The sequence below is a fragment of the bacterium genome (assembly GCA_030652805.1).
Taxonomy (GTDB): domain Bacteria; phylum JAHJDO01; class JAHJDO01; order JAHJDO01; family JAHJDO01; genus JAHJDO01.
This window is the reverse complement of record JAUSPT010000067.1, coordinates 1-22310: the sequence shown is the minus strand read 5'-3', so window position 1 is coordinate 22310 and position 22310 is coordinate 1. Positions and strand designations below refer to the sequence as shown.

The window sequence follows — 22310 nt, the reverse complement described above, 5'->3', positions numbered from 1 at the left end:
AGTTGCTATTAGTCCAATCTGCTTCAGGTTACTCATACATTTTATGCTCCTTGCCATTTCTCTTGCTTTAGCCAAAGCTGGTAGTAAGAGTGATGCAAGCAGGGCTATAACGGCTATTACAACAAGCAACTCAATAAGCGTGAAAGAATGTAGGGACATTAAGTGGTGTGTTACACTGCGGGTGGTTCCTTTGAACCAATTAACAATTAATTTAAAAGGAGAAACAAAATGACCCCAAAAACCTCTGTTGGTATCGACCTTCACAAAGCTAGCCTCACTATCGGTGTTAGAGATAGTAGTGGGTACCTTACTAACGTTACATCTATGTCTACGAAATGCGTTAATAAAATTACTCATTTATTTTCCCTCCTTCCCACACCTGTTCATTGCGCCATCGAGTCGGTTGGCATGTATGAATGGCTCTGGGAACTCCTTGAGACAAGAGTTGACAAACTCATGCTTGCCGATGCTGTTGAACTTAGATATAGAGCCGGCAAAAGGCATGCCAAAACCGATAAAATCGACGCCAAATTTATCTCTCTTCTTGTTTTCAGGAACGAAGTCCCACAGGCTTTTGTCCCTGATAAAACCACCAGAGAACTCAGAAGACTTGGAAGACACTGGCATAGTATCACTCATATGATGTCTACTCTCAAAATCAGAATGCGCTGGATACTCATGCAGCATAATTTCCCTGGACCCGGAAGTATCACAGGAGATTCTGCCCAGAAATGGCTTCTTGCTCGTGGAGATAAGCTCTCTCCAAACGCTTTGTTTTCTTTCTCTCAATTTCTTGAATCTATTGAACATCTGGAAAGACAACGAATTGTTATCAGACGTCATATTCTTGAATTTTGCGATATGGAACAGTTTAAGGAAGATGTTGCGCTGCTTAAAACTGTCCCCGGTATTGCTGATATCACTGCAGCTATCATCCTTGCAGAAGTAGCCGGCTTTCCGAGGTTCTATTCTGCCGATGCTATTGCTTCCTATACCGGACTTACTCAAAGAACTGAAGAAAGCGCTGGAAAAGTCTCTAGCAGCAATATCTCCAAAGCTGGCTCTGCTACTCTTAGATGGGTATTGTGTGAGGCTGCTAATACCTTGATTCGTTCTGACCCAGCCTATAAGGCTATGTATAATCGTATTCTCAGCTCCACTAAGATTAGAGGAAAAGCTAAAGTTGCTATTGCTCAGAAACTTATTAGATGGCTTTGGAAGATGCATCAAACAAGAGAAGCTTTTAGAAGAGGAGGATCTACTAACCATAACAGGAATGCTAACAAGGCTAGGCAGGCCAGACTCATAGCCAAGCTCCATAATGGCTTGGCTATCGCCTGTTAGTCGCCTCTGGTGATATACGTCGTACTGATGACCGCGACAATGGTTTGTGATGTCTCCTGTGGATACCACAGGATGAACTCGAGAGTGTGAATGCGGCTCAGACGACGTGAATAGGACTTTCATGCTGGCCCGCCTATAAGTGGCTGGGAATAAGTTCTCGGTCTGGCGGTGATCGCGAAAAGATGAATACACCCTTAGAGGTTTTTTGCCAGAGAAAAGAAAGGAGTACTTATGATAAATAGATAAAAATATATTCTTCATTTGACATGTCCCTACAAAGATAAATCCGTTCAGTCTTCTGGATAACCTTATCATCATGGCTTTTCCCCTCATCTAAAAATCGAGTTTTTCATTTTACTAATTTCCACACATCGCTTTCCATATTGTTACCGGCAACCATCCATAACGCGTTGTCGTGCACAAACACGCTGGCTGCATGGCGTGGTTTCCATGGTGTATCCGGCAATTCATGCCAATTTATGCCGTCATCCGAGTACCAGACATCGTTCCTATTTGGCGAGCCTTGACGAGGCTTAGTAACGTCCCAATATCCCCCTTCCATCACCCACATTTTATCGTCGAAAACAGCCACATCATGATACTGCCGGGGATACCATGGGGCGTGTTCAACATGCAGTTCCCAGTGAACTCCATCACGGGAACTCCAGACATCATTGTAAAACTTCCGCATCGGCACATCCGGCGTGTCATAGGTGCCGCCTCCCAGGATCCACATCCTATCTTTAAAGACGACACTGCCTCCGATCATTCCGCGAGCGGGCCAAGCGGGACGCTGTACATCCACTTTTTCCCAGGTCATACCATCGGTGCTTGCCCACACATCGTCGTAAAAATGCGTCTTTACCTTCAAGTGTGCAAACTTTGCAGCTATTGTCTGCCCGCCCATGACCCATATTTTATCCTTGAATACCAAAGTGTAATGCAGAATGCGCGGTGCCCAGGTAACATTATCAGTAATGCATTCCCACTTTTTGCCGTCGGCCGAAGCCCAGACATCATTCTGGTGATGCCCCTGATTAAGGTCGCCGCCCACGATCCACATCCGGTCATTGAAAACAACGTAGCCGGCCGTGTGCCGCCCTTCCCAGTCCGTTCCGGAATTAAAGTCCTTCGATATAAAAGTGTTCGGCTTTTCAAGGGTCCACGCAGCCCCGTCTTTTGAACTCCACACCTCGTTGTTGCAGATCAACGGGAAGTGAGTTTTATCACCCGGATTCCATCCTCCTAAAAGCCACATTTTGTCTTTATACACAAGAGCTCCTGCTCCGTCACGTGGTGCAAAGGGAGCATTGTCTGTTACCTTTATCCATTGATAGGCTCTTTGTTTATTCATCATCCCCCTCACGCAAAATAACTGATATCTTACTTATTACGCCCTCTCTACAGAACTTGTTAACCGGCTTTGCTTCTATTGTGTTTTTTCCCTCTTTTAGTCTCCATGTAAATCTCTCTGGTCTTTTTCTCCAATTGTCCTTATCAATACATACCATGAAATAATCAAACCATGGAGTCTCGGTTTCAATGTTAACTTCAAGTACAGGAACTGGAATCCCTTTACTCGCTCTATGGCAAGAAAGACTTATATGCGCCTGATTCAACGTGTAGTAAATATCCTTAATATTATCTGTGTGTTTTCTCTTACTGGGATCCACTGCAACATTCTGTCTGACGATCTGTGGACAACAATATTCATCAACCCAGTTTAATGTAATAGGATATTTCTTTTTACTAAATCTATTATTTCCCATATTTACCATTATATGATGATAATAATTCATGGTGTTATGTTTCATGAAGTTTTTTATATTTTTCTCAAGCTGCTCCTCTTTAAAATCGCTTCCCATTGTTACAACTTTAGGAGGATTTTTGGCTTGAATAAAATCAACTTCCTTCCATTTTCCCTCAAGCCAGTATTTTCTAACTTCATAGGCACTGAGAGGCATTTCATCTTTTTCGAAATGTGCTTTTGTATCAGCATCAAGCACTATCCATTTTCTAAACTGGTTTGACCATACTTCAGCTACACAATGACCAATATTTGTATTATTTCCTATAAAATCGGTCTCATCTTGTGCAATTGTAAGGTTTCTTGCTACAAAACCTAAACTTGTAAGACAACTTACCAGCACAGAAGCAAAGGTTGCACATGTAAAACATTCACCTTTTTCTGCCCGTTTCAACACATCAAGAGCCGTCTCTCCCTTGTATCTTTTGCAATAACCGTGATTAAATCTTGAACTTACCCAGTCTCGAAGAAGCAACATTTTTTTAAATTCTGTTTTACCTGAAGCAATAACTTTATCTAATTTATATTTTCCCCTCAAAGAATGCATTTTTTTGTTGTTAAACTCTTCATATAAAAACTTGTGTTTACCTCTTACTATAGGTGGGTTATCATATTCTACAATGCTCAGGGCTTTAACTACTTTTTTCTTCATCTTTTACCATCTATTTCTCTTTGCCACTTAATAAGCAAATCTTTTGACTCCTGACAATCTTTAATTACAGTTCTATAATCTTCAGAAGAAGTGATTTCAAACATGAAAGGGCCTTTGAAATTCACATCTGTAAGCACAGATAGAACCTGCTTCCAATCTACAATATTATTAAGCCTCAAAGGAAGGTGTGAAGTTATATTTATTGTCCTGCATAAAGCTCCATGAACGTGTATTTCGCAAATCCTACCTTTACATTTACGTATTGACTCTATTAGATATGAAACTGGGACACTTCTTAAACATGATTGAGTAGGATCAATTAATATCCCAAATCGCTTATCCTTAATTTTTAGTATCAAATCACGAACCGGCCAACCCGCACCATGAGTTCCTTCATAACCCATCTGTAAATCATATTTATGGGCATATTTAAGTGCCTTTTTTGCAAAATCAAGATTATATCTATCCCCATCTTCTTTGTACATATGTTCATACTGACTATGCCTACAACCACCTCGAGGATGAAAAGTCACCATGGAAACTCCAATATCATGGGTAAACTCTATGCACTCTATATATTGTTTTACAGTTTCTTCTCTAATTCCCGGATTTGGAGAAGCAATATTTGTCCCTTCTAATTGGACATGTGTTGTAACATACAAAAATGGTTTTAATTTTTCCTTTATCTTCTTTCTTCTCTCTTTGCTACATGTCCTGGGCCATATACCCGGTGAAGGCGATACCCTATCGGGATATCCTATTGCACATTGATTACCTATACTAAGTATTAATTCTATAGCTTTAAAACCCGCCTCTGCTACTGCATCAATAGCTTCTTCAGTATTAATAGCTGGTAATGAAATGGTTGAAATTCCTATTTGTTCTTCAATACTCATATCAACCTCCCTCTTGACTGCCTGTAATTCAGGTATGACATATCTTTTTTATAGCACTAACCATATAATCCAATTCATTCTTTTTCATTGTAGGATGAATAGGTAAATTCAATAACTGATTACAACAAATATTCTCAGTAATTGGTGTATTATCTCCGTTATATCCCAGTTTTTTAAATAACGTAAAATGATACAATGGTTGATACATAATTACTGTTGAAATTTTATATTTTTCCATCAATATCTTTTTTACTTGATATGCTTTTAATCCAATCTTGTCATGTTCAAATAGTACTGTATAGTTGTAATATACATGTTTGCAATCTTTGGGTTCATAAGGTGGGATTACTCCTCTAATTTTTTCAAGTTTCTTGTTCAAATAATAAGCAATCTTTCTACGTTGATTACTTAATTTATCGACTTTATCTAATTGCATATACCCTACAGCAGCTTGGCCAGGGGACATTCGATAATTTGAACCCATCTCAACGATATCATAAGAACTCAATACAGAAGGATTTGTACGGTCATACCCAAAACTGATAAATTCCTCAATTTTTTTAGCAAATTCATCATTGTTAGTAGTAAGCATACCTCCTTCTCCAAGAGTAGTCATATTTTTTGAGTATTGAAAACTAAAACACGTCATATCTCCTATTGATCCTATCTTTCTACCTTTGTATTCAGCACCGATTGCATGGGCGGCATCATCAACAACATACAGATTATGTCGTTTAGCGATTTCCATAATAGGATCCATATCAACAGATAACCCAGCATAATGCACAACATATATTGCTTTTGTCCTGGGCGTAATTTTTTCTTCTATTTTTGATGGATCAAGATTGAACGTTCTGGGATCAATATCAGAAAAAACAACTCTACCTCCTTCTCTTAGAACACTAAGAGAAGTAGCTGCAAAAGTTTGAGGAGTAGTAATAACCTCGTCTCCTTCTTTAATTCCAAGAACTTTTGTTGCTGTATCTAGTGCAGTTCCACAGGAAGTAACTGCAACAGCATATTTCGCTCCAGTATATTCAGCAAATTTTCTTTGAAATTCACTTCTTGAATAATACTTTTTTGGCATTTTGCCTTTAAATACAAACATTGCTTTAGTCGTATTTAATAAGGCATCCAGTTCTTTCTTGTCATAAATAGTTCCTGTTTTAGACCATTTTATTTCCATATCATCCCCCTTTTCTAGTTAACCTAATTCTCCTATATTTTCTTTAATTTTGATTATTGTTTTACAGATATCATCCATATCCTTTTTAGTTCCTAAAAGCATATTTTGAGAAAACCAGATTACTTCTTTTGCTGCTTTCTCTGTTTCAGGACATCTAACTTTTGCGTAATCTATATTTTCGCAAAAGTTTGAAAATAGATAACTCTTTATCGGTGACTTTTTATTCAAAAAACAAGGGTTCTTATACATAATAGAATATCCCGGACTGCAAGGTATTCCTTCAGCAATAAGAGCTCTAATAAAACGTTTCTTTGATACTCCGCAGAAATCTTTTGCATTGTATCTAAACATATACATATGATAAGACCTTCTTGTTACTCGTGCATCTTTATGTAATGGCAAAGGCTCAATACCATCAATTTGTGAAAACTTTTTATCTAAATAACTGGCATTTTTCTGCCTTAAAGTTGTCTGTTTGTCCAATCTTGTTAACTGTGCCAACAGTATTGCTGCTTGGAATTCAGTTAACCGATAATTACCACCAAAAATATAGTGTTCGTACCAAGGTTTTCCTTTCTTTCTTCCACAATGCCTATAGCTCCAGCATAACTCAGCTAACCGAGAATTATTTGTAAGAATAATCCCTCCTTCACCAGCAGTCATGTTTTTCCCATATTGAAAACTAAAACAACCCAAATTACCAGTTGCACCAACTTTTTTACCTCTCCATTCTGTTCCCCACGCATGACACGCATCTTCAATAATGATCAAATTGTGTTTTTTAGCAATTTTTTTAATACGGTCAAGGTCTGCTGGATGACCGGCAACATGCACCGGTATAATAGCCTTTGTTTTTTTAGTAATAGCTTTCTCGATTTTTTCTGGATTTATTGTCAACGTATCAGGAGTAATATCTACAAATACTGGAATAGCTCCGACTCTTATCACAGCAGTTGCAGTAGCTATAAAAGTATATGGGGGCAGAATAACTTCATCCCCAACTCCAATCCCAGAACAAGCTAATGCTACTTCTAATGCTACTGTTCCATTAACAGTAGTAATACCAAATTTGGCGTCTTGATATTGAGCAAACTTCTGTTCAAATTCTTCTACTTTTCCTCTAAAAAACCATTTCCCGGTTTCCAGTACTTCAAGTACAGCCTTTTTCTCACGATGATCATGAATTGGCCATGATGGGAAGGGTTTTTTCCTAACTGGTTTTCCGCCATTAATTGCAAGAATTTTCTTTCTCATGATGTTATTCCTTTTTTTAATCTTGACGCTCCGCAGGATTCTCGAATTATTAACTCTTCTTCTAATACTTTTTGTGTTGGTGTTTTATTAAAATCACTATCAGAAATTTTTCCAACCAACATTTTAGCTGATTCCCTACCAATATCTACTCCGGATTTTCTTACAGTAGTAAGTTTGGGAATAGTGATTTTTGAATATTCATCATCACCAAATCCAACTACTGCTATTTGTTCTGGAACCTTAATTCCATGTTCAGCTAAAGCATATAACACACCAAAAGCAGTTATATCATCTTGACAAACTATTCCTGTAGGCGGGATTGATGCGTTCAATAATTTTTTAACTTGAAAATAACCTATTTTGAATGGGTCCATTTTTTTTCTGGAAGTATCAACGCCCACTAATTCTTGTGTAAAATCTATCCCATTATCTTTTAGTCCCTTCTTATATCCTTCAAACATAGAACCTCCACTTGCATACCCAATAATCCCAACCAGTTTATGCCCTAATTTAATTAAATGAGAAGTTGCTTTATACATACCTTGTTCATCATTTGCATAAACACAGTTTATTTTTGCTTCCCTGAAATGAATATTCATACAAACATACGGATATCTATGCTTTTTAAATTGATCTACCAGACTGCTTATTAATTGAGATGGCCAATTCATCAAAAAAGCAGCGCCATCTGATTTTTCTCGCTTTAGAATCTGTTCTTCTATTTCACCACTATTCAAATTTTCAGGTATTTGGACTATTTTCACTACATATCCTAAATTATTAAGTTCTTCTGAAAAACCTCGCAGAGCGTCGTAATGTTGATGATAAGTAAGATAATCATACTTTGTTAATGAACCAAGAATACATAAATTTACAGTTAATGTCTTTCTGCGAGCCAATCCCTGAGCAGCAATATTTGGTTTATATCCATGCTTATCTATAATACGTAATATGCGTTTTTGTATCTCTGGTTTTATTTTTTTATCAGCTTTATTGTTTAATACAAAAGAAACAGCAGTAACTGATGTACCAGCTTTTTTCGCAATTTCAGATATAGTTACTTTTTTTGGTTTTCTCATAATCTTATTTATTAAATATGAATTACTTTTCCTGTTTTGGAAGACTCTAATACTGCATCCATTATTTTTGATGTCTTGGCTCCTTCTTCTCCCGAGACAAATGGAGTTCGATTATCAATGATACTATCTACAAAATCTTGTACTATTGGTAAATGGTGATTGGATAATGATTCAAATTTAACTGCTTCTATACCATTTTTTGTTTCAACAGTAATTTCAGACCTTGGTGAAAGAACAGGTCCTGAAATTGTCCCTTCAGTACCAAATATTGTTTCTGTATAGGTCTTTGGGTAAGCAATATTGGTATTAAAACATATTGATGCATGAGCTGTTTTATTATACTGAAGAAGTATTTGTACGGAATCAGCAGCACCGGTATCAAATGTTAAACGGTCAGAAAATCCGCAAACTTTTGTCGGTTCTCCCATGAAATAACTCAGCAAGTCCAGAAGATGACATCCCTCATTCAGCAGTAAACCACCGCCGAATTCAGCCTTAGCAATCCATTTGTCAATATTTTCTAAATACGCCTTCATTGTAGAGCTGTAAACTATATGTGCAAAAACTATTTTGCCAATTTTGTTTTCAGTTATTAGTTGTTTTATTTTTTTTGATTTAGGAAAACAACGACGATAATAAGCAACTCCTAATTTAACATTATTTTCTTTACAAACATCTATCATTTTTCTGCATTGGGCATAATTTAAAGCCATCGGTTTTTCACATAATACATGCTTGCCTTTCTTTGCCGCAGCTATTGTTAATTCACAATGCGTATTACCTGGAGTAGCTATATAAACAGCATCGATTTCTTTATCATCTAAAAATTTGTCTAAATTATCATAACATTTACTTACATTAAGTTTGCTTGCAGTGTCGTTTACTCGATTGATATCTTTATCCATCAATGCCACAATTTCACTATTTTCTGCTGACTTGATTGCCTCCCCACTTCTTTTGTTAACTATTACTCCACATCCAATAATTCCCCATTTTACTTTCATAGCTTTCCCCTCTTTATGTATGCTTTTATTTTATCCTTATTACTTTTGCTTTTTTGCAGGATAAGTCGGACCAGTTCCTTCTCCAAACTTCCCTCTTTTCAGCAAATTAACTGTTCTATTCATATTCATTACTTTTGCATTCCTGGATGATTTATCTAATTTGTATCTTGGATACTGCACGTGTCCAAAATTTCCATAAAGCTGGACATAAGCTTCAGCATACTGCACACAACACTCTCTGCCACGAAATTCTGCTATTGGTAACGCATATGGATAAAAGAAATACTCCTCGTTTTTACCTTCCCATATATGTTTGCATGCTTCCTGCTTTTTTTCTATACTTTTGCTAATATCCACATATACGTTTGGAGAAAAACAAACTGTATGTTTACCTGTAAGAGTTTCTGAAAAATATACCTGTGGTATCTTTTCCAATTTTCTAGTAATTAATACTCTCATAACACTACTTCCAGCAGCAACAAAATCCATATAATCACCAATAGGCCAATGCGTTACAACAACATCTGGTTCATATTCATTAAACAATGTAGTAATTTTGTCGATAATCTCTTTCTCAAATAAATCATCACTACACGATTCATAATCAAGTGTGACTACTTCTTCAATGCCCAATATTTTTTTAATATCTTTTATTTCCCTACTTGCTACAGATTCAATCCAATTTTCTTTTGTTTTAAAACGACCATAAAGTGATTCTTTAGTTCCAGCTTCAGGATATACTAGTTTTGATGGACGTGCAGGATAACACATTACAACAACTATTACCTTATCACCTGATTCACTATGATTTGCTATCAATCCGCCAGCGTGTAAAGGAATTTCATCAACATACGTACTAATAACCATTATTGTAGACATTTTAGAGACCCTCCTAATGTATTATTAAATTTTTAAAAAGCATCTATTTTATCCGCTTCTTGATGAACCCTATCATAAGTTGAAGGTACAAAATTTAATCCTTTTTCTTTGCATACTTGTTTTGTATAGTCAATTATAAACTCCATTACTTTACGTTGGGGCAAATTCTTATCAAGATAATCAAAAGTATTATGTGTAGCAGCTTGAATTACCTTTATTGGTTGTCCCATTAGCAACTGTTCTTCAATACAAGAAATAATTATATCTTTATAAATTTCTTCTGAAAACATTCTATCTACAACCAATCTTTGCTTCATAAAACTTCTACCTTTGTGCATATATTTTGTAGGGTGAACACTAGGTGTCAGTAAATTATAAAGCTCTAAATCTCCACATATAAGTCGACTTTTTGAACTACAATGATGTGGATAAGGATAAAGACCAACCCAATTCCTGGCAACATCTTTATAATACTCACCAGGAGAACCGCTGGATATTTGATTAAATCCTATTTCTGCTACTACCGGCATAGTATGATCATTAGCAGTATTGTATCCTGTACGAAATGTAGTTACAGGTATTCCTAAGGCGTCCTCCCAATCTTGTTTTGCCAAAGATATAATCTCTTTTTGTTCTTCATAGTTATAAAATCCCAGGTGTTTGGTATATTTCAAATCTCTGAAACTATCAGCATGAAATTGAAGAGCAAGCCCATGACCTCTTTTTTTCATCTCTAAAAATACATTTTTTTGTTTTTTGGCAACATCAGAAGTCGGCATGAATTCACCAATAACCCCTTTACTTTCAAGCACTTCTGCCATTCCTCTTATAGCTTTCTCACTTATCTCCCAAGAGGTACAACCATCATTCATCCATGACTCTGTTTTTATCCTTTCGCAATCCATATTAAACAGAAAAAATATGTCTTTTTTGTTTTCTTCCATAACAACCTCCTTAGTTTATCTGTTCTTGTTTACTTTTTCTCATAGACTTCCATTTCGGTGACAATAGCATGGGAACCATTGGTCGCGGTAATATAGAGGCGAACCTGGTCTGTAACAACCGGGTCAAAGAAGTGTTCGATTTTATTGTCTTGGTTATTGCTGCCACTGGCGACATCAATCCAGTTATCTCCCTTTCTCGCCTGTATCTTGTAGTCCTTGATGCTCTCCTTGCCCGTGTACACGACAACTCGCTTGATGCTGTGCGGCTTCTTGAACTTCAGCGCCAGCCAGTCCGGCGATTTGTTCGGCGTACCGTCGGTCCACGAATGCTGGCTTGCGAATCTAATCGCAATCTTACTGATATCCGTGATGCCGTCACAGGCATGCCATGGCTCGGGCGGATAAATACCATCCCTGGAAGAAGAGGTAATATCCACTGCTTGGTTGCTCCATCTCTGGAAGGCCAGGTTGCCCGGTTTTTGTCGCTTGACGTACTCGACCTCAATGATTGCGGTGATTTCCTGCACTGTCTTCAGGCCAGGGTCTTCCGCGGACGTCGTGTAGATGTGAGTCTCCCACGTGTCGAAAGAATCGTTGATAACATCTCCCTTCGACTGCACGCTGCGCCCCTCAGAGATAACGTTCAGTTTGCGCGACTCAAGACCCTCGACCGTAACGGCAAGTTTGCGAGGATCATTGGAGGCGTTGGACACGAAGAGGAAAAGGTCGCCGTCCGCGTCTTTCAGAAGTGTGACAACATCCTTGTTCGCGCACGTGACCTTGTTTGTAGCCTTTGGCGCGGTAACCGCTTTGCTAAGATAGGCCAACTCCTGCGTAAGATAGTCCAAACCAATGGCCACTTCCGGATACCAGTTCTGAAGAACGCTCGATTCGAATCCCATGAGGAACGTCCCGCCATCGGCCAGGGAAAGCACGTTCTGATTGCGCGTCTCGTAATATGTGGGCATGCGACTGCCGGGAACATATTCTCCGTAGTTAAATCCCTGATGCATGAAACCGACGGGCTTGGTGAAGTCGGTATACTCCAGGAAGGCACGCTGAACCTTCAACAACTTAAACAGATCGTTGATACGCTTCTCCGGCAGCGCCGGCGGATACGGATGCGGCACAGAGGCGTCCGCGCAACGTGCGTATGTTTTTACCCCCTCAATGCTGTTGTTCGAAATCCAGACCGGATGATACGGATCCTCTTCCCGGGTGATTTCATACAACTGCTCCAGCTTCTTTGGCGGGTAACTGCTACACTCAGGCTCATCCGGCTGCACCCACGCCAGGATATCGCTATCGTCACGATAAAACCGGATGCGCTCCCTGAAATCTGCGATAAACGCCTCACTGAATGGCTTTGTGCTCTTAAGTTCCGCATTGTCAGCCGAACTGGTCGTGTACCAAACCTTGTACTTTCCGGGAATGACAGGTGTAACAGTTCGGTTCTTGAATATGCCGTACAGCAGAAAGTTCCGTGCCGGAGTCAGTGTGCCCCAACTGCCGTTCGGAAAAATCGGCTTACCGTCGCGCCGAAAAACCAGGTCGCGACCGTACCACACCTCCCCCTTCTTATAGGGGAGCTTGAGCAACATCTGTTGTGTATCCGCAAGCTTTTCGCCGGCGCCGTCCGTCAGCGCCACCTGAACGATAAACTTCCCCACTTCCGGCAGCGCAGAGTTCTGGAACTCAAAGCGGCTGACCGGAGACAGTCCTTTCAGCGACTTCTTGACAAGAGCTTCGCCTCCCTCTGCTGGAACGACTTCGAGATCGAGCCGGGCCTTGCCCATTTCTGCTTTCTGCAAACCGACATCAACTTCTAATTGAACAGTCTTCAGCTTTTGCGTTACAAAGATGGTGTTGCGGTAAAACGGGTCAACAATGCGAAGGGCGATCGGCACACATTCGATATCCACAGGCGACTTCGATATTGCTAGCGTACGCCGGGTCTTGGCATCAACCACAAGCAGCCAGTTCTTGTACGTGCCGCTCTTGTCAAGAATGTAAGGTCCGAAACTCAGCGGTTGTTTTTTTCCGGTTGCCAACTCCATAGCGCCCATTGTCTTGACGAGCACCTTTCCCGTCGAATCGATCAACCAATTCTCTGCACGCACTGTTCGTGTAGCGCTTGCTTCATTGGTCACGTTCGCCACTACGGTAATGTGCGTCTTTTTGTCCGCAAACTGAGATGTCGTGCGCACAGAACTGACGGCAAGCATGTACCTGCCAAAATCCACGTCAATGCCGCCCAGCGCAGGGAACTTGGTGGGCGTGTTGTACGCCCCGCCGGGAGCAAGCGAGGTGTAGGCACTGCGCTCGGACGTGCGGACGTTCCTGCAAACGTTGATATTCCAGGTACTTGAGGTGTTTCGTCCGATGTCCAGGGTGTAGAATGGGATCGCAAACTCAACCGTGTATGAATCTGTCCCGATCTTTGACGCCGTCTTCCACTCACCATCCCAAGCCTTGTCCCCGACCCAACCGTTCTGCGTAACCCATCGATCGAATTGAGAGCCGCTGGCATTGGTCATCAGATGAACGTACGTGCCCTTGTCTCGATCGGCATCGATCATGATCTCAACAGAGTCATAGCTAATGATGCGGCCGTCTCTCGCAACCTTCTTTGCCTTTACCAGAGAGAAATCGGGTGTAAAACACTTCGCGGCAACGTAAAGCGTGTCATCGTCATAAACGAACCAAACATTGGTTTTTAAAGGCGACGGTTTGTTCGTGTCCTTGATGGTAAAGCCGTCTGCGGGCGCTGCCGCCTTCCAGCAGGCATCATCTAGGTTGCCGTCGATTCTGGGTGGCGAGTCAGCCCGGACTGCCCGTAGTTCGTCACAAAAGGCTGATGCGGTGAGCGCTCCTACGAGCAACAAGATTAATCCCAATGCCGCAATCTTTGCCATCATGTTACGGCTTTGATCTGGTATCTTAGTCATCTTATTATCTCCCTTTTATTATATTTAACGTCTATCTTTATTCTACAAAAGAACATCAATACGTGCGTCTTTGGCTATCTCCAGGGCGGATTTTGCCTGGTTGTACAACCTTATCTCATCAATCGTCCCCTTGAAAACAGACGTCATGCCGCCGCTGTAGCTGCCAATCGTAAGGGTGTCGCTTCCTTTTGTGAGCTTGAGATTCGGCTTGCTTGAGCCGGCTTCCACTCCATCAAGGTAGACTTTGTAGACTGAGCCGTCGTATGTCGCTGCAACGTGATACCAGCGATTGTTCTCAAATCCTCCGTGTTCCGCTGCCTTGCTGTTTGCGCCCCATCCGTCCTTCCCGTCTCCGGACTGGATGGCCAGGGTGTTGTAGTAGATAATGAATCGCCAGCCCGGCCCCTTCCATGCGCCGTCACTAGCGATGTAGCACGTGTCTTGACGGACATGCTTATCATTGAACCGGATCCATGTCTCAAAGGTAAAGCCCTTCGACAGATCGAGTTTCTTCATACCCGGCACCAGCACGCACCCACCCTTGTACCGCTCGGTCCCTGAAAACTCCAGAGCCTTGCCGACTTTTCCCTCGACACGCTTTACGTTTTCAGGGTTGTAAAGTTTTCCGTCCAGGCCGTTGCCGCTGGTATCCATGACAGCAAGCCCTGATTCCTCCTCAAATTGCCACATGCCTACAGGACCGATTTCTTCCTGGGCAGACGCCACACCAAACATCATCACGGTCAAAACCACTCCCACTATTACTCTGATACTCATTATTCACACCTCCGAATTGATTGAAGTTATAGTTTTAACTCTTTGTCACATTCTCCTTGCTAAATTCTATTAAAACTCACCTCCCCCATTTTTCTTCTAAATCTTAAAAAATTTACTTTTTTATTATTCATAAATACTGTTGTAGAAACTTTTTAGCTTTTAAAATATCTTTCTCTTGTTGTTCACCACTTATTTCACGCTCTATAATTATGGGTCCTTTAAATCCCTTTTCTTTAAGTCTTCATATAAGTAAAGGGAAATTTACTTTTCCTTCACCTACTGGAACTTCTATGCCTAAACCTTCACCTCTATTAGGGAAAAGAGCATCTTTCGCATGCATACTTTTTATATATTCACCAAATATCTCTACAGCATCAATAGGATGAGCCATGCCATAAAGTATCAAATTTGCTGGATCAAGATTTATACCTATATTATCCATATCTAAATCAATAATCGTTCTCTTTAATGTAGATGGTAATTCTTGCCCTGTTTCAAAACAAAATATCTGTTTATTCTTTTTACAATATTCAGTAAAGTTTCTCATAACTGGCAAAAATCCAGTATATAAAGGATTCTCGGAATCATCAGGTATAAAACCAACATGTGATACTATCTTTTTTATTCCCATTTCAGCAATTATATCAGAAAATTTTTTAGCTAAGTCTAGTCGTTTCATACGATACTCTTTAGGAATAAAACCCATTGTTTGTGGTCCGCTATCCCGATCCCATACTTGCCCTCTAAAAAGCAAAAAGAAAGAATCTACTCTTATATCAATAGAATTTATCAGTTTTTTTATCTCTTTTGGATTTAGTTTGTCAATCATGGATTCAGCAGTACAGGATAACTGACATGTATTTAAACCTAATTTCTTTACTTTATAAAATGCTTTTTCAACTTCTTTTATTTCTCCTGAAACTGAAACTATTGTACCTAATTCCATTTTTTAAAAAGCACCTATTTTATCTGCTTCCTGATGAATCTTTTCAAGTGTTGCTGGAACAAAATTTAATCCATATTTTTTTGCTGTTTCACGGGCACTATCTATTATGTATCCCATGAGCTGCGTTCGCACATCATTTTTATCTAAATAATTAGTTGTATTATGAGTAATAGCCACTAGTGTTTTTATGGGAGGACTCTGTTTTATTATATTTTGAATATATTCCTTATTTATCTTGCTATAACTACTACGTAATACATACCAATCAGGACATAAAGTTCCTCTTCTTTTAAAATTGGCAACAGTTATTGGCACTTCATACAATTCAAGATTTCCACATATAAGTCTACTTTTTGAACTGGCATGATGCGCATAAGGAAAAGCCCCCTGCCAACTTGATGCTACATCAGGCGTATACCTTTCAGACATACTTGAACTACTTTGCTTGAACCCAAGTTCATTCAATATAATAAAAGTATAATCATTAGCTGAAGCATAACCACATCTAAAAGTTGTCACTTCTTGTCCTATAGCATCTTCCCAATCCTGTTTTGCTAACTTTAGTATCTCTTTTTGTTCTTTATAACCGTACTGTCCCAAATGCTTTCTATATCTAAGATCTCGAAAACTATCACAATGAAATTGTAATCCTAACTCAAACCCTTCCTTTGCAAGTTCAATAAATATTTTCCTGTGTTTCTTTGCTGTAGCTGGCGTAGAATAAAATCCTCCTGCTACTTTTTCCTTTCTTAATATCTCTGCCATACCCAAAATTGCTTTTTCACTGATACTCCACGATGGTGCACCATCATTCATCCATGACTCTGTTTTTACTCTTTCACAATCCATTGTAAAAATAAAATATAAATTGTCTTTTTTATTATCTTCCATTTTTATTCCCCGAAATATGGCTGAATTTCGATAAAGTTAAACATCAACTCTTGACCGATAGGACCGCCGGGTTCAGTATCGGTTTTCCAGTCGGAGACGGTGAGTTTTGATGTTTTTCCTTTTGCCCGGAATACGCGCCAGACATAGATAAAATGTGCACGATTCTCACGATTAAATTTGCGCCAACTGTGACCATAGTTGTTTACAAATGGTGAATCGAAACACTGACTTGGGAGCAAATCGACGTCTTCAAGATTCACGGTGAATGTAGGCTTAAGGGGTTTGGATACACATTTGTCAATGTCATTATAGTCTGCCACGATCATCTTCATTGAGTAAGACCGTCCCGGTTCTAGGTCATTAATCTCCTGACTGAAAGAATTCGGCCCTTTAGCGCTACGTTTCATGCGCAGGAAATAATCCAGTTCTGCACGTTCTTGGTAAGCTCCGATCAGGAAATTATATCGGGGAAGACGTCCGACTGAGGTAGCGCCCGGTTCAGCTTCGATAACGGTCCAGCCTTTTGTCGGATCCGGATAGTCAGGATGTTTGATATGTGTAAGTTCATATGGATCATCCGAGCACATTTCAGTATTCCCTTCAATACAGTAATGGCGTATCAGCTTGCTCAACCAACGATGAGTCTCCGGATCGCAATAGGGAGCAGTATATGTTTGAATACCCCCCACTCCTTTATAAATGGGATTGTTGGCAACCATGTTCCATTCCATATCCTGAAACACTTTAAAATTAGTACCAGGGTTTGTGTTGCATGTCTCATTAGGCATACTAAAAATCCCAAAGCAAACAATTAGTCCTTCCATACCGCCTTCGATGCCCTGTGTCCACCCTATAACATCATCAATGAGCGTCTGGCGAAGGTATGTTTTGGTCTCAGCCAGGGTGGGTTGGTCTGCCAGATAACGCTTGTAAGCATAGCGATGTCGGCCTGAACCAAGGAGCACGTTCATAAAAAGGCGTCCAGCTTCAGATCCGTAGATCTGGGCAACCCACGGAATAAAGACCTTATATTTGTATTTCGCATCCGCAGAGAACCAGCGCACTGCCTCTGCCCATGCCTTGAACATCTCTGCTGTGCCGCCATTGATTTCATCAGCCATGTGTCCGTCAATAGCAGGTTCACGGAAAGCAAAATTATCAGTCCAGTACTCGTACGCATTTTCTGCAGTCAGTTCTTTGTTCCACCTCTTGCTGGGAATAGGAACACCGGTATGAAACAACCAATGTCCACCTGCTTTCTTCCACTCCTTAGCTTCTGACAACAATCCAAAGGGGTGTTTGGGCCCATAGTCATGTCCGGCGCGAATTGTTGTAATGTTTTTGTGTATATATTTTTTCATAAACTTCCAATCATATGTACCAAAGGCCTGAATCTTTGCTCTTCCTCCACCGGGATAAATTATTTCAGGAATGGTACGAACTACCAAATGCGATAACTTGCCACCATGGACCTGAATGCTGTGCTCTCCCACAGCCAGGAAACGTTTTGCCTCAAGTGTTGATTCAGTGTCAGCCTTGTGAACAATAATGGCCTCATTTTTTGGGCCGTTGTTCAACACAAGTCGAATATCACTTTTGCTGAGTTCAGAAGTAGATCGAACAAATATCCAGCCTGTACGCGGATTAAAAAACTTGAACTCTTCCCGAGTAAGAGCTTGGACTCCTTTCATATCCAGAAGTTGTGTAACAAAGTTGTTCAAAACTTTGGCTCCTGATGGCTGAACAGTAACAGGCCGTATGCTTTCGGCCACCACCTGACCATCTCCATTCAGAAATACTGCGCTGGCCAGATAGGCGCCTGGAGGCAATTTTTTAGTAAAAACCGCCTCTATTTTTCCCCCATATGGCTTTGTAAGATCCATGGAAAAGATAGGTTGAAGCGAACCACGTTTGCTGATACAAACTCGCAGTGTACCCTTTTCCAAAAGTGATTCTTCAATGTTCTGCTTAATTTCCAAGACAAGACGCGACTTTAATTGTTTAACCTGAACGTGCACAGCCGTGCACATAAGGGGCAGATTGGCATTAATCCGTGTTAACATCTCACCGCTAACCGCATCGGATATCGTAATCATCTCAACGGCCGGGGGATCAAAAATGAAATAGCGATCACTCTGACCAATAATCATTTGCTGCAGCCTTTGCGGTTCGAGTTTGAGTTTAACAAATCCATTGGGTTTAAGACGGATCGTTCTTGAATGTACGTTCTGCTCGCGCCATTTGTTGATGGATTGATAATCTATCTTTAGGCTAGCGGTTTTGCCGGTCCTGTTAATCACCGGAATCATTACTGTCGCCAAAGGTTTACCGTCACGCAGAAAAAAACGTGACTCACCCTCTCCGACTTCAAGTTGAAACTTTGAGAAGTCCGTCTTAATCCCTTTTGCTACCAGGAAACCCGGGGCATGGTTATAGATTCCTTTCTCTGCTGTAGCTGACATCTCTCTCGGGAACTTCTTGTTACGACAAAAATTTATACCCCATTCTCTACCAGGATTCTGTGTAATTTGCAATGCATGATAGGGAATGGCAAGTTCTACAGACCACCCATCTGCATTGACCATCGTTGCTGCCTGCCAGTCAGCCCTCCAATCATCGTCTTCGCCTGCGCCACCCCGGGCACGTCTTACTTCAAAAGTTCCACCCCCAGCACTCACCACGAATTGGAAGTATCGCTCTAATGTGCGACCTGGATCTATCATAATTTCAATACTGTCGTCTTTAAAGACCTTCTCCCCATGTTCGGAGACTAAGGCTTTGATATTCTCTGGTTCCGGATCCAGGCAGTTCACGGCAATATAAATATGTGAATTATCATAAGCTAAATAGCCAAAAGTCCTTAAATCCGAAGTTCGTATTGTCTGATAAACAGTAAAATTTGTGGCCGGCTTGGCCGCCTTCCAGCAAGCATCATCCAGCTTGCCGTCAATCTTAGGTGGTGTTTTGGTGTAGTTGGCTTGGATCACCACGTCCTTATCCGAGAAAATCTTTTCTGCCCCTACCTGCGATTTGACCACCCCCAGAACCATGAATAACACGCTAATAATCAAGATACTCTTCTTTATCATAATTTTCATCTCTTTTACCCCTCCTGAAACTGAACGTTCTTTGAAATTTTGGTTAAAGATCTAACAGTTTTGTGTTGGCCTCCAAGAGGTTATAACATTTATTATCAACCTCCCCTTGGATTATATCCTTGGGGTTAACCACAAGGAGGCCAAACATGCATAAAGTTAAATCTGCTTTAACCAAATCTTTCTACCTTTTAGTTACTTCTTTCTTTAAATTGCTTCTCTTAGTCCAGGTTCCTTATTTCAAAAAGAACCCTAACTATTCCCATCCTTCTGCTAAATCCGAGCCTGATATTCCACCACCTATGCTTACCAAACCCGGCAAATCCAATCTAACCTGGCAGCAAATTATATCTGCTCGGCAAAAAGCCAGCATCAAAGTTAAGCCTATCAAACATCGCGCAAATATCCTTAAGTCTTTTCATTGCCCTGATTGCGGCGCACCTTATCAATACATCTATGCCAATGGATATTCTTTTCTCTGCTCTCTCTGCGGCAGACAGGTTAAAAAAGCTGCTAAAAAAATTAGACCTCAAAAATATATGTCTCTTTTCTGTCCTTTTTGTGGATTTGCCTTGAGCTGGAAAAAAGAACGTTCCTTTTTTGTGGTCTATAAATGTATCAACTCTGCATGCCCTCATAAACTTAAACATAATACCAGATATACTTGGAGACTCTTCCTCGTAGGGGACAAACTCCCTATCCAAAACTGCCCCGACTCTGTCTCCCTCTCCCGTATTCATCTCCCTCATCATATCCTCGCTACCGCTCTTTTCTTCGCTATTAATCTTCACCTCGCCTCTACTTCTATCGTTATCGCTCTTAAAACTCTCTTTAATATCAATATCTCTCATAAGTCTATCGACAACTGGAAGTATTCTACCGCTTCTATCCTCTACAAATTTTTCTTTGCTTCCAAAATCAATCTTCCTTCTACTATTGTTATCGACGAAACCTATATCAATGTTCTTGGTAAACATCATTATCTTTATGCCGCCCTTGATCCCGCTTCTAAGCAAGTTATTGCTTTCTTCTTCTCTCCTAAAAGAAACGGGAATGCTGCTTTTAATCTCTTTCAGCTTATCCACGCTAGGGCTCTTGACCCCTCCGTAAATGTCCGGATCGTTACCGATGGCGCTCCTTTCTATCCTGCTGCCATTGCCTGCTCCAACCTTGTACTTAAAACTCATTTCTCTCATGATATTATTATCGGACTCTATGATCCTCATCCCAGACGTTGTTTTAAAAACATGATCGAAAAACTCTGGTCGCCTCTTCATGAATCCTATAAATCTCACCACGGATTTAAAGACTTTGACGCCTCTGTCGCTCACTTTACTCTCTTCTTTATTTATTACAATTTCTTTAGACCTCATCTATCACTCGCTAATAATACTCCTGCTTCTATTGATAGTATTAATCCTGATGACAACGCTATTAAAAACTGGCTCTCTATTATTAAAAAAGCTTCCCCGACTTAATTTATCTTTCAAAATCCTTTTATCTGTTATCATCTTTCCTCTTAGCTATACCTATGTCTTTCTCTGCCTTTTGCCTCTTTCTAGTTTCCTTTTATTAAAAAAATTCTTTGCTTTTTCTTATCCTTTTGCTATATTTACTCCTCGGAGGCTTTACTTTTCATACCTTTTTTCAAAGAACCTAATTTTGCTTTGTTCTTCTTTCTTTATCTTATTTGATATTTGGTCTAGCATAAGTCTAATATCTCCTGGATCCGTGAAGGCATTACCTGATCTATGGATTTGGACACCTTGCTCATAAATTTATAAGAATAATACCGCTTTTTCTTTTTTAAATCTAACAAAATCTTTCAAAAACCAAATTTTAATACAAAGTTGTAGGGAATAATCTAAAACGACCCAAAAAGGATAATGGGGGTCGCAGGGGGATTCGTGCATTTTATATCGGTATAGAGATTTTTTGACAAAATAAGTTATGAAGTGCTATTATCACATTAGAAATATTGTTAGACGTAAACGAATCGGAGAAAATATAACGATAAGACAGAAGATTTTGAAGTTGGCGTACACGGCACAAAACACCAAATTAGGGCGTTAGCGTCCTGCACGCATAAATATTAAGACACGAATCGGTTAGCGACAAGGTTTTATTTAATATAACAGACTATCAATAATCTGTTACATTATGCGTGCAGAAGTCAGCAAATATTTTCAAAAAAGATATTAAAAGACATATTTTTCTCCAAAAACCATCATTTTCCCTACATTATGCGTGCAGGAGAAAATACTTGCCCTGACATTTTTCTGAAAAAGACTATTCTGCACGCATAATATGGGACATTAACGAGGGTATTGATTATGCGTGCAGAACACACGCCAAAAAGCCTATGGATAAAAGATAAGGATATATATAAAATCTGAAAATCTTTCTCCTGCGACAATACATGGATACTATTATGGCCTTAATCATTTCAGAAACTGGCAGGTTTCGACCCATGGAAAAGAATTAACGATTGCTTGGAACAAGCCAAACAAAAAGGAAAAGTTCTGGGCAGATCTAAGACAGCGATGAGTAAAACTGAGGAAGTAAGGAAGTTTTGGACAGGGAAAATATCCAAGCCTGAAATCGCCAG

17 protein-coding genes are annotated in these 22310 nt (G+C 40.0%); 1 reads left to right on the top strand and 16 read right to left on the bottom strand.

Going from position 1 to position 22310, the window contains the following annotated elements; translation table 11 throughout:
* Positions 1-159: prepilin-type N-terminal cleavage/methylation domain-containing protein (locus Q7J67_07040; protein ID MDO9465034.1), on the bottom strand; the 159-nt coding region annotated here is incomplete at its 3' end.
* A 69-nt stretch (positions 160-228) separates the two neighbouring features.
* Here Q7J67_07040 and Q7J67_07035 point away from each other — a divergent pair.
* A complete protein-coding gene (locus Q7J67_07035) occupies positions 229-1344 on the top strand; it encodes an IS110 family transposase (protein MDO9465033.1) in 1116 nt (371 codons plus the stop codon).
* A 349-nt stretch (positions 1345-1693) separates the two neighbouring features.
* Here the strand turns inward: Q7J67_07035 and Q7J67_07030 are convergent, their stop codons facing one another.
* From Q7J67_07030 to Q7J67_06960, 15 genes are all read right to left on the bottom strand, one after another.
* Positions 1694-2701 carry a hypothetical protein gene (locus tag Q7J67_07030; GenBank protein MDO9465032.1) on the bottom strand — a complete coding sequence of 336 codons (1008 nt, stop codon included), beginning with the start codon at positions 2699-2701 and terminating at the stop codon, positions 1694-1696.
* Positions 2691-3803, bottom strand: coding sequence for a transglutaminase-like domain-containing protein (locus tag Q7J67_07025; GenBank protein MDO9465031.1), 1113 nt, complete (start codon positions 3801-3803; stop codon positions 2691-2693). The genes Q7J67_07030 and Q7J67_07025 overlap by 11 nt, the downstream gene beginning before the upstream one ends.
* Positions 3800-4699, bottom strand: a complete 900-nt coding sequence (locus Q7J67_07020) for a sugar phosphate isomerase/epimerase (protein ID MDO9465030.1) — start codon at positions 4697-4699, stop codon at positions 3800-3802. Before Q7J67_07020 ends, Q7J67_07025 begins: the two co-directional genes overlap by 4 nt.
* 28 nt (positions 4700-4727) lie before the next feature.
* Entirely contained in the window at positions 4728-5885 is a 1158-nt protein-coding gene (locus tag Q7J67_07015; protein ID MDO9465029.1) for a DegT/DnrJ/EryC1/StrS family aminotransferase, read from the bottom strand.
* 18 nt (positions 5886-5903) lie between these two features.
* On the bottom strand, positions 5904-7139 hold the full coding sequence (locus tag Q7J67_07010) for a DegT/DnrJ/EryC1/StrS family aminotransferase (GenBank protein ID MDO9465028.1): 1236 nt from the start codon (positions 7137-7139) through the stop codon (positions 5904-5906).
* Positions 7136-8218, bottom strand: a complete 1083-nt coding sequence (locus tag Q7J67_07005) for a LacI family DNA-binding transcriptional regulator (GenBank protein ID MDO9465027.1) — start codon at positions 8216-8218, stop codon at positions 7136-7138. Before Q7J67_07005 ends, Q7J67_07010 begins: the two co-directional genes overlap by 4 nt.
* Before the next feature lie 11 nt (positions 8219-8229).
* Entirely contained in the window at positions 8230-9222 is a 993-nt protein-coding gene (locus tag Q7J67_07000) for a Gfo/Idh/MocA family oxidoreductase (GenBank protein ID MDO9465026.1), read from the bottom strand.
* Between the two features lie 39 nt (positions 9223-9261).
* Complete coding sequence (locus Q7J67_06995) at positions 9262-10101, bottom strand: PIG-L family deacetylase (protein MDO9465025.1); 840 nt, start codon at positions 10099-10101, stop codon at positions 9262-9264.
* A 32-nt stretch (positions 10102-10133) separates the two neighbouring features.
* A complete protein-coding gene (locus Q7J67_06990; protein MDO9465024.1) occupies positions 10134-11045 on the bottom strand; it encodes a hypothetical protein in 912 nt (303 codons plus the stop codon).
* A 29-nt stretch (positions 11046-11074) separates the two neighbouring features.
* On the bottom strand, positions 11075-13993 hold the full coding sequence (locus Q7J67_06985; GenBank protein MDO9465023.1) for a discoidin domain-containing protein: 2919 nt from the start codon (positions 13991-13993) through the stop codon (positions 11075-11077).
* Positions 13994-14035: 42 nt separating this feature from the next.
* Complete coding sequence (locus tag Q7J67_06980; protein ID MDO9465022.1) at positions 14036-14770, bottom strand: LamG domain-containing protein; 735 nt, start codon at positions 14768-14770, stop codon at positions 14036-14038.
* Between the two features lie 241 nt (positions 14771-15011).
* Positions 15012-15716, bottom strand: coding sequence for a TIM barrel protein (locus Q7J67_06975; GenBank protein MDO9465021.1), 705 nt, complete (start codon positions 15714-15716; stop codon positions 15012-15014).
* 3 nt (positions 15717-15719) lie between these two features.
* Positions 15720-16607, bottom strand: a complete 888-nt coding sequence (locus Q7J67_06970; protein MDO9465020.1) for a polysaccharide deacetylase family protein — start codon at positions 16605-16607, stop codon at positions 15720-15722.
* A gap of 2 nt (positions 16608-16609) precedes the next feature.
* A complete protein-coding gene (locus tag Q7J67_06965; GenBank protein ID MDO9465019.1) occupies positions 16610-19705 on the bottom strand; it encodes a carbohydrate binding family 9 domain-containing protein in 3096 nt (1031 codons plus the stop codon).
* A 326-nt stretch (positions 19706-20031) separates the two neighbouring features.
* Complete coding sequence (locus Q7J67_06960; protein MDO9465018.1) at positions 20032-21075, bottom strand: hypothetical protein; 1044 nt, start codon at positions 21073-21075, stop codon at positions 20032-20034.
* Positions 21076-22310: the final 1235 nt, after the last annotated feature.